At 51.9% G+C, this 16326-nt stretch carries 17 protein-coding genes and 1 pseudogene; 12 read left to right on the top strand and 6 right to left on the bottom strand.

The annotated features are described in order from the left end of the window. Nucleotides 1–91 precede the first annotated feature (91 nt). The 6 genes and pseudogenes from fabF to KJW29_RS08955 all read left to right on the top strand — a co-directional run bounded on the left by fabF (nucleotide 92) and on the right by KJW29_RS08955 (nucleotide 4256). Entirely contained in the window at nucleotides 92–1330 is a 1239-nt protein-coding gene (gene fabF, locus KJW29_RS08975; protein WP_214629513.1) for a beta-ketoacyl-ACP synthase II, read from the top strand. A 247-nt stretch (nucleotides 1331–1577) separates the two neighbouring features. After that, nucleotides 1578–1679: pseudogene (locus KJW29_RS36030) on the top strand (sigma factor); the annotation flags it as partial. A 41-nt stretch (nucleotides 1680–1720) separates the two neighbouring features. Then, nucleotides 1721–2056, top strand: a complete 336-nt coding sequence (locus KJW29_RS08970; RefSeq protein WP_246608659.1) for a sigma-70 family RNA polymerase sigma factor — start codon at nucleotides 1721–1723, stop codon at nucleotides 2054–2056. Then, nucleotides 2053–2760: a DUF4367 domain-containing protein gene (locus KJW29_RS08965; protein ID WP_214629512.1), complete on the top strand. Its 708-nt coding sequence runs from the start codon at nucleotides 2053–2055 to the stop codon at nucleotides 2758–2760. The genes KJW29_RS08970 and KJW29_RS08965 overlap by 4 nt, the downstream gene beginning before the upstream one ends. Nucleotides 2761–2883: 123 nt before the next feature. Beyond that, the gene (locus KJW29_RS08960) at nucleotides 2884–3300 is read left to right on the top strand and encodes an Rrf2 family transcriptional regulator (RefSeq protein ID WP_214629511.1); all 417 of its coding nucleotides are present in this window, start codon (nucleotides 2884–2886) and stop codon (nucleotides 3298–3300) included. 101 nt (nucleotides 3301–3401) lie between these two features. Then, a complete protein-coding gene (locus tag KJW29_RS08955) occupies nucleotides 3402–4256 on the top strand; it encodes an SDR family oxidoreductase (RefSeq protein WP_214629510.1) in 855 nt (284 codons plus the stop codon). A gap of 92 nt (nucleotides 4257–4348) precedes the next feature. Here the strand turns inward: KJW29_RS08955 and trxA are convergent, their stop codons facing one another. Further along, nucleotides 4349–4657 carry a thioredoxin gene (trxA, locus tag KJW29_RS08950; RefSeq protein ID WP_214629509.1) on the bottom strand — a complete coding sequence of 103 codons (309 nt, stop codon included), beginning with the start codon at nucleotides 4655–4657 and terminating at the stop codon, nucleotides 4349–4351. Nucleotides 4658–4825: 168 nt separating this feature from the next. On the opposite strand from trxA, the gene KJW29_RS08945 reads away from it, so the two are divergent. Then, nucleotides 4826–5263: a MerR family transcriptional regulator gene (locus KJW29_RS08945; protein WP_214629508.1), complete on the top strand. Its 438-nt coding sequence runs from the start codon at nucleotides 4826–4828 to the stop codon at nucleotides 5261–5263. Beyond that, nucleotides 5260–5868 (top strand): TVP38/TMEM64 family protein, encoded by a 609-nt coding sequence (locus tag KJW29_RS08940; RefSeq protein ID WP_214629507.1) that lies wholly within the window; start codon nucleotides 5260–5262, stop codon nucleotides 5866–5868. The genes KJW29_RS08945 and KJW29_RS08940 overlap by 4 nt, the downstream gene beginning before the upstream one ends. Nucleotides 5869–6057: 189 nt before the next feature. On the opposite strand, the gene KJW29_RS08935 is transcribed toward KJW29_RS08940, so the two are convergent. Both KJW29_RS08935 and KJW29_RS08930 read right to left on the bottom strand, forming a co-directional pair. Further along, nucleotides 6058–7167 carry an AbrB family transcriptional regulator gene (locus KJW29_RS08935; protein WP_214629506.1) on the bottom strand — a complete coding sequence of 370 codons (1110 nt, stop codon included), beginning with the start codon at nucleotides 7165–7167 and terminating at the stop codon, nucleotides 6058–6060. 83 nt (nucleotides 7168–7250) lie between these two features. After that, nucleotides 7251–8108, bottom strand: coding sequence for a helix-turn-helix transcriptional regulator (locus KJW29_RS08930; protein ID WP_214629505.1), 858 nt, complete (start codon nucleotides 8106–8108; stop codon nucleotides 7251–7253). 242 nt (nucleotides 8109–8350) lie between these two features. Between KJW29_RS08930 and KJW29_RS08925 the strand changes: the two genes are divergently transcribed. From KJW29_RS08925 to KJW29_RS08915, 3 genes are read left to right on the top strand one after another with little or no spacing between them, the layout of a single operon-like run. After that, nucleotides 8351–9118 (top strand): SDR family NAD(P)-dependent oxidoreductase, encoded by a 768-nt coding sequence (locus tag KJW29_RS08925; RefSeq protein WP_214629504.1) that lies wholly within the window; start codon nucleotides 8351–8353, stop codon nucleotides 9116–9118. A gap of 50 nt (nucleotides 9119–9168) precedes the next feature. Beyond that, entirely contained in the window at nucleotides 9169–10266 is a 1098-nt protein-coding gene (locus tag KJW29_RS08920; RefSeq protein WP_214629503.1) for a mandelate racemase/muconate lactonizing enzyme family protein, read from the top strand. A gap of 44 nt (nucleotides 10267–10310) precedes the next feature. After that, the gene (locus KJW29_RS08915; protein ID WP_214629502.1) at nucleotides 10311–11579 is read left to right on the top strand and encodes an alpha-L-fucosidase; all 1269 of its coding nucleotides are present in this window, start codon (nucleotides 10311–10313) and stop codon (nucleotides 11577–11579) included. Nucleotides 11580–11693: 114 nt separating this feature from the next. Here KJW29_RS08915 and KJW29_RS08910 read toward each other — a convergent pair whose 3' ends face one another. Then, nucleotides 11694–12266 carry a TetR/AcrR family transcriptional regulator gene (locus KJW29_RS08910; RefSeq protein WP_214629501.1) on the bottom strand — a complete coding sequence of 191 codons (573 nt, stop codon included), beginning with the start codon at nucleotides 12264–12266 and terminating at the stop codon, nucleotides 11694–11696. 60 nt (nucleotides 12267–12326) lie between these two features. Further along, nucleotides 12327–13808, bottom strand: a complete 1482-nt coding sequence (locus KJW29_RS08905; protein WP_246608821.1) for a cellulase family glycosylhydrolase — start codon at nucleotides 13806–13808, stop codon at nucleotides 12327–12329. A 177-nt stretch (nucleotides 13809–13985) separates the two neighbouring features. On the opposite strand from KJW29_RS08905, the gene KJW29_RS08900 reads away from it, so the two are divergent. After that, a complete protein-coding gene (locus KJW29_RS08900; protein ID WP_214629499.1) occupies nucleotides 13986–14294 on the top strand; it encodes a hypothetical protein in 309 nt (102 codons plus the stop codon). 74 nt (nucleotides 14295–14368) lie between these two features. Here KJW29_RS08900 and KJW29_RS08895 read toward each other — a convergent pair whose 3' ends face one another. Beyond that, on the bottom strand, nucleotides 14369–16288 hold the full coding sequence (locus KJW29_RS08895; RefSeq protein WP_214629498.1) for a DUF5696 domain-containing protein: 1920 nt from the start codon (nucleotides 16286–16288) through the stop codon (nucleotides 14369–14371). Between the last annotated feature and the right edge of the window lie 38 nt (nucleotides 16289–16326).

The raw sequence follows: 16326 nt of genomic DNA, 5'->3' as shown, positions 1-16326 counted from the left end.
CTAATTATACTAGGATAAATAACAACTTGTAATAGGATAAATCGTATGGCAAGATGAGTAACACAAATAGATGAGCATGGAGGTATCGCTTATGGAACGAGTTGTTATTACAGGCATGGGGGCCATTACTCCGTTGGGTCTGGATGTAGAAGAAACGTGGAAGCAGCTTGTGCGGGGGACATCGGGAATTACGCAAATTGATGCTTTTGACGTGGACGGTTACAAGGTAACGATCGCTGCATCCGTCAAAGGTTTTGACGGCAAGGAGCTGTACGGCGCAAAGGAATATCGAAGGATGGACCGCTTCACGCAATTCGCCGTTGCCGCCGCCGACCAAGCCATCCTCGACGCAAAGCTCGATCTGGCTACGATCGATCGCGAGCGTGTTGGCGTTTATGTGGGATCCGGTATCGGCGGAATCGGGACGCTGGAGGAGCAGCACGCAACGCTGCTTGCCCGAGGTCCCGGCAAAGTCAGTCCCGTGCTTGTGCCGATGCTGATATCCAATATGGCTGCGGCGAGCATCAGCATCCGGCATGGCCTGCACGGACCGACCCTGTCTCCCGTCACGGCTTGCTCCATCGGCAATACCGCAATCGGGGAAGCGTTCCACCGCATTCAAGCCGGAAGGTCGGACGTTATACTGGCCGGCGGGGCGGAGGCCGCCGTGACACGCATCTCGTTGGCCAGCTTTGCCAATGCGACCGCGTTGTCGACGCGAAATGATGATCCTGCCGGCGCCAGTCGGCCCTTCGATAAGGATCGGGACGGCTTCGTCATGGGGGAAGGAGCCGGGATCGTCGTACTGGAGTCCCTCAGCCACGCGAAGCGGCGAGGTGCCCGCATTCTTGCCGAGGTCATCGGATACGGAGCCAGCTCGGACGCCTACCATATGGTGGCTACGCATCCTGAAGGCGACGGTGCTTACATGGCGATGCGAGAGGCGATTCGAGACGCCGGTATTACTCCGGACGAGGTGGATGTCATAAGCGCGCACGCTACGAGCACGGAGCTAGGGGACCGGTCGGAGACGGCCGCAATCAAGCGACTATTCGGAGACGATGCATACCGCGTCCCCGTCACCGCCAACAAATCCATGCTTGGACATCTGCTCGGCGCGGCAGGAGGCGTAGAAGCGATCGCATTGGTGAAAAGCCTGAACGAAGGCATGATCCCGCCAACTATCAATCTGACGGAACCGGATGCCGAATGCGATCTGGACTACGTGCCCAATACCGCTAGAAAAGCCGATTTACGGATCGGCATGTCGAATTCGTTCGGATTCGGCGGCCATAATGCGGTTATTATCGTCAGAACCTTTGAGGGATAAGGAATGGTATAAATTTCGGCAATAAGGGAGCATTCGGCTATGTCAGCCGGATGCTTTTTGGCGTGGTGGAAAAAAATAAAAGTTTCAAAAGCGAACTTTTTGAACAACCTCTGAAGAAATATGCAGCGAAAACGAACCAATGACCGTCTAATAGGTTGGAGGTGATGATCCAGTGAGGCCGGCCGGCTCCAATAGCTACGAAAACGAAAACATTCCTCGCGATTCCGATGCGGCGCTCGAGCTGCTCATGAACCGCTACGGCTCGACCGTCATGCGAACCGCCTATTTCTATACGGGCGATCGGCATCTCGCGGAGGATATTAGCCAGGAGACATTTCTAAGGGCATATCGCAAGTGGACGTCCTTCCGGGGAGACAGCAGCGTCCGAACATGGTTAACGACAATAACGTCAATGTATGCCGGGACAAGATGGGCGCCCGCATGTTCGCGGAACAGCCCACTGATCCAGTCCGCATGGATCGAGGCAGAACGATTAGCGTGGAAGAGGAAGCGCTGGAGAAATTCGAGAAGAGCGAAGTGCTGCGATATGTGCTTCAATTATCTATGCCTTATCAGGAAGCGTTGTATCTTTATTATTACTTGGATCTGGGAACGAAGGAAATCGCGGATGCAATCGGCGCGCCCGAAGGAACCGTACGGAACCGTCTGCATCGGGCCCGCGAAGCGCTCGCGAAGGTAATGAAGAAGGAGGGACACGGAAGATGAACGATATCGACCGTCAATTACGCGAAGAATTTCGAGAGGAGTCGGATCATATGATGTTTAACAATATGGAACTTAGCGAGGCAACCAAGGACAAAATTCGCAGTCAAGCGGCGGCGGCAGGGCAGAAGCGAAGAGGTTTCTCCCTCCCCAAAGCCTGGATTGCAGGAACGGCCGCGGTGGTTATGGCCGTCGTCGTATTCGCGGGATACCCGCTGTTAAACGGGCCGTCGTCAAATCCCGCTCCGCAAACGGGAAATACGGGTGTCAGCCAACCGCCAGCGGATGGAGGCGCATCGTCCGGCACTGGGACGGGGACGGGACTTTCCCAGCTCATTACGGCGAAGTTAGCTACGGTAGAGGAAGCCAAAGCTGCTTTCGGCGAAGGTCTGCTTGTACCTTCATTGCTTCCGGAAGGCTTCCTACTTAAAGATATTACGACAGCGGGCATGGAAGGAGAGCCGCTTCGGGATGTCGTGTTCACGTATGCAGCGGGCGATCGATCGTTCACGTATACGGTAAGCCGCATGGAGGCTGCCTTCCCGCAAGATATGTTCTCTCCAGTGCAGGTAAAGGGAGCCGAAGGTTTCGTATTCGAGCAGCCGGAGCTTGTGGAGCTGTATTGGATCGAAAACGGCATCCAATACGGAATCGTGGGCAATTTGACCGCGGACGAAGCTGTGCAGGCAGCCGAATCGATCAACTGAACGGTACAACGATTGGTATTCATCCCCGCTGTCGACATGGACGGCGGGGATTTTTTTCGAGTAGAACGCTTGACATGACGATGCGTAGTAACTACAATGGTTACAACGGTGGTGATTCAAAACATGAAGCAGATCAGTACGAGATTCTCGATAGCGGTTCATACGTTGTCCCTGATCGCAAGCTTTCCGAACGAATGTACGGGCGATTATATAGCCGGTAGCGTAGGCACGAATCCCGTAGTCATTCGTAGAATTATGGGCATGCTTAAGAAGGCAGGGTTTATTGACGTACGTCCCGGCGTGGGCGGCGCTTCTCTGCTGAAATCTCCGGCAGACATTACGCTCCTGGATATTTATAGGGCGGTCGATGTCGTCGAGGATCAACGGCTGTTCCGGTTCCACGAGGATCCCAACGAACGATGCCCGGTCGGCAGAAATATCGAAGCGGCGCTGCAATCGGAGATGGATGAAGCGCAACTCGCGTTAGAGAATCGACTGGCTGAGACGACTTTAAGCGGAATTACCGCGAAGTTTGTTTGAAGTGGAAGCTCTAATCCAAGAGCTTTTATTTTTAAAAACGTTGTAACCATACATGTTATAACGAATATGGTGACAACGTATAAAACGAGGAGGAACATCAGATGAAAGTATTGGTAACGGGAGCAACGGGGAAATTGGGTTCGAAAATTGTGGAAGTTTTGCTGCGTAAGCTGCCTGCAAGCGATATTGCCGTCAGCGTACGCAATCCGGAGAAAGCGCAATACCTCAAAAAGCAAGGAGTAGACGTGCGACTCGGCGACTTTGATCGTCCGGAAACGCTCGATTCCGCCTTCCAAGGCATTGATCGCTTGCTGATCATATCGTCAGACGGAGATAACGAGACTCGCATCAGACAGCACAACCATGCGGTAGAAGCGGCCAAACGCGCCGGCGTGGGTTTCATCGCTTACACAAGTCTTGCTAACGCGGGCGAGAGCGGCATCTTCCTTGCCGAGGTTCATCGCGTCACGGAAGCGGCCATAGCCGCTACAGGTATTCCATACTCTTTCCTGCGCAATAACTGGTACCTGGAAAATGAACTGGGAGCGATCAAAGCCTCTTCTGCCGGCGCGCCATGGGTTACTTCCGCGGAATCGGGCAAAGTGGGCTGGGCATCGCAGCAAGATTACGCGGAAGCAGCAGCTGCCGTTCTCGCCGGAGAAGGGCATGAAAATTCGATCTACGAGCTGTCGGGCAACCTGCTTACGCAAGACGAATTGGCGTCTGCGCTTGCGGATACGATCGGCAAAGAGGTGCAGGTACGTCACATCGACGATGCGGCATATTCCGATATCATGAAAAGCGCGGGCATACCTGAATTCGTCCTGCCGATTCTCGTCGGCATTCAACAAGGCATTCGGGAAGGACATCTGGAGATCGTAAGCAACGATTTCGAAAAACTTCTGGGCAGGCCCGCTACGCCGGTCCGAGAAGCATTAGCCGATCTCGTGAAGTAATAATGCTTGACAGAAAGGACTGTGCCTCCGGTTATTAGACCAGGGCACAGTCCTTCTTAGTGTTTGCGTTCATCCTTCCAATACCTTAACATCTAACGGGCAATTAGCTCCGTCAGTGCTTCCTTGTGACGGAAGCCGATGGCTTTCTTGACAGGAAGGCCGTCCTGGAAGACGATCAACGTCGGCATGCTCATCACGCCGAAGCGGCTAGCGAGCTCCGGGTGTTCGTCAACATTCACCTTGGCGACATTAAAATCTTCAAGCTCCTCGTCGAGCTCCTTCAAGATAGGCGAAAGCCGCTTGCAAGGCGGACACCACGCCGCCCAGAAGTCCACGAGCACCGTCTTCTCCGATTGGATCACTTCATCAAAATCGCTTTCCGTTGCATGTAGAATGGCCAATCCTATTCGCTCCTTTCACTCTTGCAGAGTACGTACGATTGCTCTTGTCAATCGTGCTGCGCTTTCAGTATAATCCCTGCCATTAATGACAAGGTCAACCCCTTGACCCTGACACTTGCGTTAGGGTTTATAATAGAAGGATAATGATCGAAGAAGGGAGGACTCCCGATGAAGATCGGACAATTAGCGGAATTGACCGGAAGCAGCCTGCGTTCGCTCAGATATTATGAACAGAAGGGACTTTTGTCGCCGCTGCGCCAAGACAACGGCTATCGTGAATATTCGCCGCTTGCCGTTCAACAAGTTCAAACGATACGATTTTATTTGAATCTGGGACTCACTACGGATCAAATCGCGAGCTTCCTCCATTGCGTCATCCGGAATAAAGAATCGTTCTGCGAGGAAGTGCTGCCCATCTACCAGCAGAAGTTGGAAGAAATCGACGAGCAGATTCACAGTTTGAATGGCATCCGGAACAATTTGATCGATCGAATCCATTCCATCAACCAAGAAAGAGTGGCTGCTGGAAGCGCGCTTTCTGTCAGCGAAAACCTAAGATCCATTAACGATCAGGCCAAACCATATGCAGAAAGAAGGAATACATGATCAAAAAAGGTCTGGTCATTGCTGCTTATGCGGCTTCCGTTGCCTTATTGCTGCTTTATCGGGAGCCGATCATGCAGTGGCTGCAAGTAGATAGCGCGTCCCATCACGTCCTTCTCATCGGGGCGGCGATTTTATTCGGTCTTGTTCCTATCGTTCCATACGGCATCGTAGCAGGTATCATCGGAGCAAAGTACGGCCCCTATTGGGGAGGACTCGCGAACGCTCTCTCATCGACCGCGGCTGCCGCCATCATGTTCTATCTCGTGCGGTTTGCCTTCCATGAGCAAGGCAGCCGGCTGCTATCCAAGAACCCTACGATAGGCAAGTTCACGGTCCAAGTGGAACGCAATGCGTTTATCGCCGTCTTGTTCGCCAGGCTGCTTCCGTTCGTTCCCGCAATCGTCGTCAACGTCTATGCGGCTCTCAGCCGGATGCCCTTCCGAATCTTCGCGGTCGCAACGCTGATCGGGAAGCTGCCTACCATGTTCGTTTTTGCCCTGGCAGGAGATCAATGGATGTCCAGCACCGGCGGGGCGATTCGGGTTATTGTCCTTTATATGCTTTTTTTGCTCGTCATCCTGGCAGCATATCGACGATTTCGCTAGTATTATAGCCATAATGTCTGCCGCAACGGTGACAAACGACTATGGTTTGCTCTCCGGAAAACCGAGGTAAGTCAAATAAAACCTTCTTCCGCGAGCGCGAGGCGCATGACACGACACGATCATCATAACATTTAACATACCAAAAACTCGTCTCCGCGTTGGAGACGAGTTTTTTGGGCTTTTGACGGATCATGAGCCGGCACGAGACTGACGGTTTTTGTTCTGCAGTCTGTCCACAACGAGCTTGAGCAGCGGGATCACGACAAAAAACATGAACAGCAGCCGGAATAATTGATAAACGACGACGATGGAGACGTCCGCCTCGGTCTCGTGAGCAATGATGCTCATCTGGTCCATGCCGCCCGGAGCCAGACTTAACAAAGCTGTCAGAAGCGACATGGATTCATCCGCCGACAAGATTAAGCTTTGCAAGTAAGTCCCCAATATAAGCAGCAGACTGGAAGCAAGCGCCAGAGCCAGCGTCTTGAACCGGTTCGTAAACTCCGCAGGCTTAAAGAGCAAACCCAGAAAGGCGCCGATGCAGATTTGAGCCGCAATCAGTACGATAGGCGGCAGCTCGGGACCTGACAAGCCGAGAATTTGAAGCAATGCGGTCCCGAACAGCGGTCCAAGCAGCGGAGCCGTAGGCAGCTTCAGCTTCCCTGCCCCCCATGCGAACAGAACGCAAACAAGGGCAAATAGGGCAGCATTAATAAGAATGCTCTGACCAGCGGCTGTCGTTGCTCCCATTTCGCCTGCAAGCGGCGCAAGCGCGTTGCTGTGTTTTGCGCCGACAATGGGACTGAACAATAATAACGGAACCATGACGATGATCGTCATCAGTCGCATGACCTGCATGACCGTAACGATCGTCACATTAACGCCTTTTGTCTCCTGAGCCAATAAAACGACCTGGCTTAAGCCCCCGGGTACCGTGCCCATGAGCATGGTCAGGAAGTCGCCGCCCGTTAGACGGGTTAGAATCGCTGCCAGCGCTACGCTAAACAATACAAGAATGACCGTCATCAGCAGCATTTTGGGCAAATGGCGAGAAATTTCGTGCAGGACCGTTGCCGTAAAGGAAAGTCCCATCGTATAAGCAATGATCATCATGCCCGTGTTCTGCAGGGATTTGTTCCATGCGAACCGATTTTTAAAGCGGGTCGATCCCAGTAACACGAACGTCATGGGACCCAATATCCACGGCAGGGGAATATGCAGGAAATAGAAGACGCATCCTCCCGCAATAGAAGTTATTAATGTGATAAACAAACGATGGTGTGCTCGAAGCCATCTCATGTCGCCAATCATCCTCTAAGTAGTCAAATCGTTTAGTACTGAACTATTATCATACATGATAACAGCAGGACGATAAACCCGTTTTACCGATTTAACCGAAATTGTCGGGGACTAGCTCCGTATGCGGCGGTGAAATGTCTCGTAAAGGGGTGAATGGAAGGATACCCCAGGCGATCCGCGATGGCAGTAACCGTCAACTCGCTTTCTTGCAACAGGTTGGCTGCACGCCTCATCAGCAGCTTGTGCTGATAAGCCTTCGGCGCCATGCCGGTCTCGCGCAGAAACAGCGCATGGAAGTAGGAACGTTTCATCCCGCAGGAAGCTGCCCATTCGTCGATCGAAGCGCGATCTTCTGGATTCTCGTTCAAGTAGGCAAGGAGTCGTACGATTCGGTAATCGGTAGGCTGACGCGAGTGGACCGCATTGTACCAACCCAGCAGCCAGCTCTGCATCAAGCCGCTCACCAACTCATCTCTATAATAAAGAGTATCGTGGAACAAACGGGTTAGTTGAACGATGGATTCAGATAACCAGGGGTGAGACTGCAGGGAAAACACGCTGGGCAAGGAGTCCAAATCGGCGCAAGTCGGCATGGCAGCCTGCCGATTTGTTTCGAAGGAGAAAGGGGCAGGCGCATAAATGAATGCCCGGTTTCCCGAGAGCGGATGCTCTTTGTCCCACAAATCGCAATAGATATTGTAAGAAGAGAGGGGATGTTTCGCATCGATATGAAAAGCGTGCGGTTGGTTCGGCCTTAAGAACACCAACGTTTTTGGACCGATGGGATGTTTTATGCCGTCGATCTCCATTTCTCCAGGACCATCGTTAAACAAATGAAACGCAAACACATTGCATACCCGCAGCTTCTCCTCGTAACCCCCATCATATAGATAGGGCAAAGCATCTCCAACGTAAGGTTCGACCTCGTGCAGCCGTTTCATGCATGCTCATCCCTTTGCGACTGTTATTTCAATCCCGTAGTGAAAGCTTACCTTATTCTATTTCATTTTTAAAGAAATTTTAATCAAAATTACCGGACTATTTATCAAATGATTGGAGGAGCGGATAAATACAGTTATTCATTGTGATGTTACGATGTAAGAAGAATTCGAACTCAATCAATCAGGAATCAATCACGGATTAATATGCAAATAGACGAAAGTAGAAAGGAGGTGGTTCGTCTATGCTCGCGAACAATAAGGTTTGTCTCATCACGGGAGGCGGATCCGGTATCGGTGAAGTAACGGCGATCAGATTAGCGGAGGAAGGCGCGAATGTCATCGTCGCGGATGTGGACGGGGAGAGAGGCGAGCGGGTCGCGCAAGCTCTTGTGGGAAAAACCGGCCTTTCACCCGCTGTTTCGATTCGAACCGATGTAGCGGACGAAGGGGAAGTTCGGCAATTAGCAACCACGATTCGCGACCGATACGGCAGGCTGGACGTTCTGATCAACAACGCGGCTACGATTTTGCCCAAGCCGTTGGAAGATGTGATGGAGACGGAGTGGCAGCGGGTTATCGATATTAACATGAAAAGCGTTTATTTGCTGATCAAACATACCATCCCGTTGCTGCGCGAGTCCAAGGGCAGCATCGTCAATATGGCTTCTTTAAACGGATTGGTCGGGCAGAAGCAGAATGCGGTATATGCCTCTACCAAGGGCGCGATAGTCGCCATGACCAAGTCGCTCGCGTTGGACTACGCCTCCGACGGAGTGCGCGTCAATTGCATCTGCCCCGCCGGCGTATCAACGCCGCTGTTGGAAAAATGGATCGAGGAACAGGATGATCCCGCCAAGACGCGGATCATTTTAAACGACATGCATCCGCTGGGCCGGCCGGCGACGCCGGAAGAAGTCGCGGACGCCGCGATTTTTTTCGCGAGCGATTTGTCCCGATTCGTGACCGGCGTTGCTTTGCCGGTAGACGGAGGAGCATCGTTAGGTTATTAAAGGGTTATTTTACGCATATTCGATTACGACACTTCAAGGAGGAATTTTTCATGAAAATCACGAAAGCGGAAAGCTTTATTTTGCATGTTCCCATTCTGCCGCCCATTACGGACGCTATTAACGTGGCTACCCATTGGGGCGTGACGGGAGTGCGCATCGAGACCGATGAAGGCGTGACGGGGTATGGCTACACGGGAACCTGCGCGAAGGGCGACGAAATGATTGCCGATACGATCGATCGTTATTACGCTCCTGCGCTCATCGGCAAGGATCCCTTTATGGTGAAGCAGCTTTGGGACGAAATGCGATTCGGCCCCATGCACTGGATCGGCCGTTCCGGCGTGACTCATATGGCGCTGGCGGCGGTGGACATTGCGTTGTGGGACATTATGTCCAAGGCGTCGGGGAAGCCGCTATGGCAATATTTAGGCGGCCATAAGCCGGAAGGAATCAAAGCTTACAACACCAACGGCGGATGGTTGAATTGGAGCAAGGAACGGCTGGTAAAGGATATGACCTCTATCCTCGAGCAAGGTTTCTCCGCCGTTAAGATGAAGGTCGGCAAGCCGGATCCACGGGAAGATTACGAGCGGGTAGAGGCGGTCCGCAAAGCGATTGGCGATAAAGCCGGCCTTATGATCGACGTGAACCAGCAATGGAACATCACGACAGCCATGACCTGGGGCAAAAAACTGGAGCAATTCGATCTCATTTGGCTGGAGGAGCCGCTAAATCCCGATGATATTTCCGGTCACAAAAAGCTGGCGGATGAATTAAACGTGCCAATCGCCCTCGGCGAGCATGTCTACAACAAATACGCGTTCCGCGATTACATCGCGTCGGGCGCTGTAGAGTATGTTCAAGTCGACGTTACCCGCGTCGCAGGCGTCACGGAGTGGCTGCAGGTGGCTGGTCTTGCCGCGGCCTACGACATTCCGGTCTGCCCGCATGTCGGCGACATGGGACAGATCCATCAGCATCTTGTGGCTGCAACGCCGGGAGCCGTCATGCTGGAGTATATTCCGTGGATCCGGCATATTTTCGAGGAGCCCGCTACCGTCAAGGACGGCTACTATGTGCTGCCTCAGCTGCCAGGAGCCTCGACGACGATCCTTCCTCGTTATTTTGACGAGTATCGAGTGAAATAATAAGATTTCGGCATGACGATTATATTCCAAAGGGGAACAAATCGATGAAAGCCATACATCCGGAAGCGCAATGGTTCGACGAAGCGAGATTCGGTATTTTCATTCATTGGGGACCTTATTCGGTCCGGGGCATAGAGGCTTCCTGGCCGTTAATGTCCCATAGCAACCAGCATATGAAGGTGGAGGACTATGAAAGTCTGGCGGATGAATTCAATCCGCAGTGCTACGATCCCAAGCAATGGGCTCGAATGGCCAAGGAAGCCGGGGCGAGCTATATTGTCCTGACAGCCAAACACCATGACGGCTTCTGTCTGTTCGATACCGCCACTACCGACTATAACGCCGTGAAGCGAGGACCGGGCCGGGATCTGATTGCTCCGTTCGTTGAGGCCGCGCGAGAAGAGGGGCTTAAGGTAGGACTCTACTTTACGACGATCGACTGGCATGATCCGGATTTCGCTACAATTCCGATCTCGGCGGGCATACAATCTCCGAAACCGAATACGTATGATCCGGATCGGTGGTGGAAGTTCCATCAACGTTTCGTCGAACAGCTCCGGGAGCTGCTTACGGGTTACGGCCGGATCGACCTGATCTGGTTCGACGTTCCCGGCTTCGGCGCGGATCGCTGGCGGAGCAGCGAGGTGAAGACGATGATGCTCAATCTTCAGCCTCATCTGATCATTAACGATCGTCTCCCCGGTGCGGGAGACTACGAGACGCCGGAGCAATTTGTACCGCATCATCCGCCAGACGAATGGTGGGAAACCTGCATGACGATGAACCATCAATGGGCTTATCATCCTGACGCATCCACTTACAAAAGCGAGATTACGTTGCTGGGCACTTTGCTGGAGGTTGCGACGAAAGGCGGTAATCTGCTCTTGAACGTCGGACCTCGTCCAGACGGAACATGGCCGGAAGAAGCGAGGGCACGCCTGATTGCAATCGGAAGATGGTTGTCTCGCTGGGGCGAAAGCATCTACGGGACGAAACGAGTGCCCAAGCACTATCCTCCCGTGTTTTATGGACCGATGACGAAGAAGGAGAACATCATCTATCTGCATATTCGCGAATTGCCCCGATCCCCAATCGAGCTTCGCGAAATCGGCGGGGAAGTCAAGAGCGTGCATCTTGTTGGTTCCGGTCAGCCGCTGCCGTATCGCATGGAGCGAACGCACGGCTTCTCCGGCGGCGTGGACGGCGACTACTGCGTCAGCAGATTGTGGATTGAGCTCGATCCGGCGGACTGCGATGATTGGAATACGGTCGTCGCGGTCGAATATGACGGCAGACCGGTGTGGCCGGGATGAAAAAAGGGGATTAACAATGAATAGCGGAAAAGGCCTTCCACAACTTGGGAAGGCCTTTGCAGTAACATATGAAAAAAATCACGGTTCGATTATAAGGCTGTAAGCATAATGTCTTTATGTTTTCTTCAGCAGAGCTGGTAGCACGAAGGCGTTAATGGTTTCGTGCAACTCTTCGACCGTTCCCTTCCCGTGATGATGGATAACGTACAAGCTTGCGCTTTGGATCATGCCGATCAGGCCGGCCGCCGCCAATTCGCAATGCATTTCGTTTAGCGCGCCGTCCGCTTGTCCGTAGCGCAGAACGTCCGCCACGAAAGCGATATACTTGTTTTTGAGCGCCACGATCCGCTCCAAAATATCCGGTTCGATTCCGTTTGTGATTTCGTTGGAAATAATATGAACAAGTTCCCCGTAATGCAGGAACAGCTCGATGTGTTTGCTTACGATTGTTTGAATTTGCCAATCCGGGTCCTCGTTTTGCCGCAGCACTTCCTCGATCTTGTCCATCAGCATTTGAATGCCGTCCGTCACGATCCTCTCAAAGAGCTCGCCCTTTCCCGAGAAATGATAATAAAGCGTGCCTTTGGCCACGTTGGCTTCTTTGGCAATGTCGTCCATATTTGTCCTGTAATAACCTTGCTCGGAAAAAAGCTTGATCGCGGCATCGATAATTTTATTTTTGCTCACCGTACTATCGGTCCTTTCCTACAACTCGATCTTCCGTAAAGTATACCATATCCTCAGGAATTAACCGATCTGCAGAGATCTTTTGCCACCTCCAGATGACGAAATGCTCAGATATCCCGCTTTCGTTCCTTCCAGGCCAGACCACTCAAATCCGCTTTCGGAAGAAGTTAGCGACATTGGGCCTGACCGCATGACTTCGATATCGGGAAAATAGATTCTCGTCGGAGCGTCGATACTGCCGTCCTCGTCCCATTCCATCTCGAAGAAGCTGCTGCTTCTTTCGTAATGATAGCTTAAAATAGTTCCGGCCACCTCTGACGGAATCCCCCTGCACACTCCGTTAAAGGAGCTGAATTGATCCATATCAGGATACAAATAACACCAGTAAACGTCGCCGCATAACATCCGTTCGAAGTTTTTCTGTACGTCGAGGCACGCTTGCTCCGCTAGATTGGATTCCCCGTAGGCTCCCCATTCTCCGATCAGCATTGGCATATCCAGTCTGTCGCGGGTTTGCACATGATTGTCAAAAATAAAGTCGATACGTCGGCTATCCGCGGCATGCACGAATTCGGAATCGGTTACCAGGTCGTAGCCGTGAGGCGAGTATGCCTGCTGCTCGTCGCGTCGGCCTTGCGCGTCCTTGATTGGCTGGATCGAGCTGGCAACGCCAAGGTTGGAAAAGTAATTCGTTTCGAGAAACAAAATCCGGTCCGGATCGACTTCGCGGATGGCCTGACCGATTTTTTGGAAGAAGGGGGAGAGCACGGTTCTTTCGAAAACGTCCTGCGCTGGAGCAGTCGCTTGCATGACATAACGGTATGCGTCGACGGAATTCAGCATTTCGAGTGCTTGCAGCTTCTTCTCGTGATCGGTCCAAATGTCGAGCAGCTCCTCCATGTCGGGAGGCTGACCCCTTCGTTCCGCCACCAATTCTCCGTATGCGGTAAACATGCCCCCAACCATCTCCTCGACTTTGGAGCCGATAAAAGGTTCGTTCATCATGTCGTACCCGATCAGGTTAGGCTCATCGCGCAATCGCTCGGCAACAAAACGCCAAGCCGCGACGTAGTGATCCTGCAGGCCGACGCCGTCGGACGCGGGAGTATTGCGCCAGAAATGGTCGAACGCGGTTTGCACCGCCTTGTCAAATAAGTAAGCGTCGCTCCACAGATCGGTCTTTTCGTATACATGTTCGTCGATCAAAGTAGCCCAAGCGGGCGCGCCGTCTGCGTACAACGAGCTGTACAAATCCTGGTGCATATCCAGAAAGACGTACAAACCGTAACGATCAGCCATTCGGATCATCCCTCGAACGTTTTCAATGTATTGGCCGTCGAACTGTCCCGGTTGAGGTTCGATTCCGTCCCATATGATGCCTAGTCGGATGACGTTAAATCCCCATTGCTTCAATTTCAGAAAATCTTTGTCCGACCAATTATCGAGATAACCTTTTTCTTTATCCTTGCAAACCATGCTGATGCCGTGAAGAATGACTTGACGTCCTTGGGCGTCGATAAACCGGGAACCATTGGTTGTCATGTTTTTCAAAGGGAAGTCTCCTTTATTTAAATTGTACTGACTGGTCAGTCTAACTATAAGTCGGAAAGGGAGGACTGTCAATTCGAAATTTTTTTTGTGTACCCTATTGACATGGAATGCAGTCACCCCCTAATATTGAACTGACTGGTCAGTACAAATAAAAGCGAGGGTGATAAAATGAGTATTGCTAATGAAGCCAAAGTGACGTTCGATCCGGAGATCGGGCGACGCGGAGAGAGGGTTAAGCTGCAGATCGAGTATGGCGCTGCCGGCAACGGCGGCGAGACGTTGGAGAGATCGATTATGCGAATATCGGATTATGGGATATACGACGCGATGAAGCGGGAAGGCGACCGCTTGTTCTCATGGTCGTATGTCATCCCATGGGAAGCGCCTCCGGGAGTGTACGATATCGAAATGTATGCAATTGACACGCAAGGCAATAAAGGACCGATTACAACCGCTCATTATCAGATTAAAGCTTAAAACAACGAAGAAGGCTGTCCCCGGTGTAGAATTCTCTACTATGGGGACAGCTTTCTGAGCTTTTCGCATCCTTATTACAAATGAACGGCTGCTTCCGAGATTCGTTCACCGTTTGCCATTATGATCGTATAACGGTCACCGTCCAAATCGACCTCGACGATCGTACCGTCTGCAAACGTAGTGCGTTGCTTGCGCCAGCTTCCGTCCATAAATTCGTGGTTCGTCATTTCAAGCGATCCTATAAGCTGATGGAGTCGGGCTATTGTTTTGACGATCGGAATTTCGTTGTCCGAAGGCTGGATGGGCAAATAAGGAACGCCGGCATTCAACAGCCCATGAAGCAGGCCGAGATCCATCTCCGGAATTCCCCAGGCTCCTCTATCCAAGGACCACGGCACGACGATCGCGTCATGATATACAAGGGAGAACAACGGAGTAGGAATTCCGATAGCCGGACCTTCTCCGGGACCGGGATAAAGGGCATATGGAGCATGATGGACCAGATCCAGATAAGGCACGGCCCAATCGGTTGGTTCCTCCGAACTGATGATCATCCCTCTGGAACGGATCTCTTCGAAGCAGGAGGCACGGTAAGCCAAACACTCCGTTCTTGTCATCCGATGTCTCGGATCATAACATTCGTCACCAGGTACAACGGCGAACACATCGATATAAACCCCATCCGGATATACGCCGTTTTCAATAAGTTTATCGTGATTGCGTTCTAAATAACCTTTAGACAATGTTGTGCAAAGCCAGCTGTGAGCTCCTCCTGCCCAATAATCGCAAAATTCCTGTTCGCCGTTCCGATGCTTGATCGTCAGCTCGGGGTTGTAAGAATCGGCATCGTAATAGAAGTCCCGATAATTATCGTGCAGCGCCAATAAAATATGTTCATCCCTGCAAACCTTTTGGAGTTTCCGCATGCCTTCCCAGCCTCCGCCTTTCGGGCTTGGAGGAAGCACGTCGGGATGGCGATTATCGTAGCCGTTAAGACCCCATCCATCAATGTGGACATAGAGCTTGCCGGCGTATTTTGCCTGGAGCGCTGCGAGTTGCAACGCTCTCTCTTCGAAAGGAACGGCATAATCGTTGTTCTCGGGAATCTCCTTATCGAAGTAATGAGATTCCGGCGCTATGCGAGTATGTACGCTGGTATGGACGACGGCCGAACCCATTAATTCCGACAGTTTCGGATTTCGAAGCTGCTTTTCCGCTAAAGTGTGAAATTTGCCTAAACTTCGTACATATTGACGATACATTTTGGCCATGCCGACATAGTTCAAATCCTTAGCGAATCGGACACGCAGCTTCCGGGTATAGTCAAAACGTTCTAGCGAATGAATCCATACGACTTCCGCATGGGTGTGGACCAGGGGGAGATGCTCCACGGAGAGGCGCGCATCGTTAGGCGTGTCGATGATGGCCAAATATCCGTTGCCTTCTCTGACCTGTCCCCACCAAGGCATATAGGCATCCCGATCGAACATCATGCCATTATGGTATCGCCGAATCGGCTTCTGCCAATTTGCCGGAATCAGGTAGCCTTGCATAGCGGGTACGACCGTAAAGTCGGTCTCCCGATCGCCGGAAAAGGCAAATGATCCCGGCCAAATGACTTCGGAGACCTTATTTTCCGTTGCGCCGCTGATCCCATGGACTTCAAAAACGAGTTCGCCGCTGTGGGTGTTTAGCAGGACGGTAACATCTGCTTGAACTCCGATTATTTTGCCGTTGCTGGAAAATGGGCCAAGCTGAATGCGGACGCCTTGAAGGAAACCCGAGTCGATAGGAGCAAACTGTTTGCTCTCAGCTTGATTAAGTGAAATCCAAAACCGATCGGTATTTTCGAATCCGATGGCGAAGCTCGCCGCCCCGGGAACGGTTTCCCAAGCGACATTATTCTTCACAACGCGGACGTTTAAACTTTTCTTGCCCAGCAAAATTTTCGTGTCGCCGTTTTCTAATAAGATAACGTTATCATTTTCTTGCATGGTTCAACTGATCATCCTCTCTGACTAAACGTTAATCA

The organism is Paenibacillus agaridevorans (genome assembly GCF_018604145.1).
GTDB lineage: Bacteria > Bacillota > Bacilli > Paenibacillales > Paenibacillaceae > Pristimantibacillus > Pristimantibacillus agaridevorans.
This window is presented reverse-complemented; position numbering and strand designations above follow the sequence as displayed.

What these genes read in the sequence shown, in the direction of transcription:
- KJW29_RS08970 (WP_246608659.1), top strand. Translation starts at nt 1,721, where the DNA reads ATGGTTAACGACAATAACGTCAATGTATGCCGGGACAAGATGGGCGCC.
- KJW29_RS08920 (WP_214629503.1), top strand. Translation starts at nt 9,169, where the DNA reads ATGAAAATCACGAAAGCGGAAAGCTTTATTTTGCATGTTCCCATTCTG.
- KJW29_RS08925 (WP_214629504.1), top strand. Translation starts at nt 8,351, where the DNA reads ATGCTCGCGAACAATAAGGTTTGTCTCATCACGGGAGGCGGATCCGGT.
- KJW29_RS08960 (WP_214629511.1), top strand. Translation starts at nt 2,884, where the DNA reads ATGAAGCAGATCAGTACGAGATTCTCGATAGCGGTTCATACGTTGTCC.
- KJW29_RS08940 (WP_214629507.1), top strand. Translation starts at nt 5,260, where the DNA reads ATGATCAAAAAAGGTCTGGTCATTGCTGCTTATGCGGCTTCCGTTGCC.
- KJW29_RS08915 (WP_214629502.1), top strand. Translation starts at nt 10,311, where the DNA reads ATGAAAGCCATACATCCGGAAGCGCAATGGTTCGACGAAGCGAGATTC.
- KJW29_RS08955 (WP_214629510.1), top strand. Translation starts at nt 3,402, where the DNA reads ATGAAAGTATTGGTAACGGGAGCAACGGGGAAATTGGGTTCGAAAATT.
- KJW29_RS08965 (WP_214629512.1), top strand. Translation starts at nt 2,053, where the DNA reads ATGAACGATATCGACCGTCAATTACGCGAAGAATTTCGAGAGGAGTCG.
- KJW29_RS08895 (WP_214629498.1), bottom strand. Translation starts at nt 16,288, where the DNA reads ATGCAAGAAAATGATAACGTTATCTTATTAGAAAACGGCGACACGAAA.
- KJW29_RS08930 (WP_214629505.1), bottom strand. Translation starts at nt 8,108, where the DNA reads ATGAAACGGCTGCACGAGGTCGAACCTTACGTTGGAGATGCTTTGCCC.
- fabF (WP_214629513.1), top strand. Translation starts at nt 92, where the DNA reads ATGGAACGAGTTGTTATTACAGGCATGGGGGCCATTACTCCGTTGGGT.
- KJW29_RS08945 (WP_214629508.1), top strand. Translation starts at nt 4,826, where the DNA reads ATGAAGATCGGACAATTAGCGGAATTGACCGGAAGCAGCCTGCGTTCG.
- KJW29_RS08935 (WP_214629506.1), bottom strand. Translation starts at nt 7,167, where the DNA reads ATGAGATGGCTTCGAGCACACCATCGTTTGTTTATCACATTAATAACT.
- KJW29_RS08900 (WP_214629499.1), top strand. Translation starts at nt 13,986, where the DNA reads ATGAGTATTGCTAATGAAGCCAAAGTGACGTTCGATCCGGAGATCGGG.
- KJW29_RS08905 (WP_246608821.1), bottom strand. Translation starts at nt 13,808, where the DNA reads ATGACAACCAATGGTTCCCGGTTTATCGACGCCCAAGGACGTCAAGTC.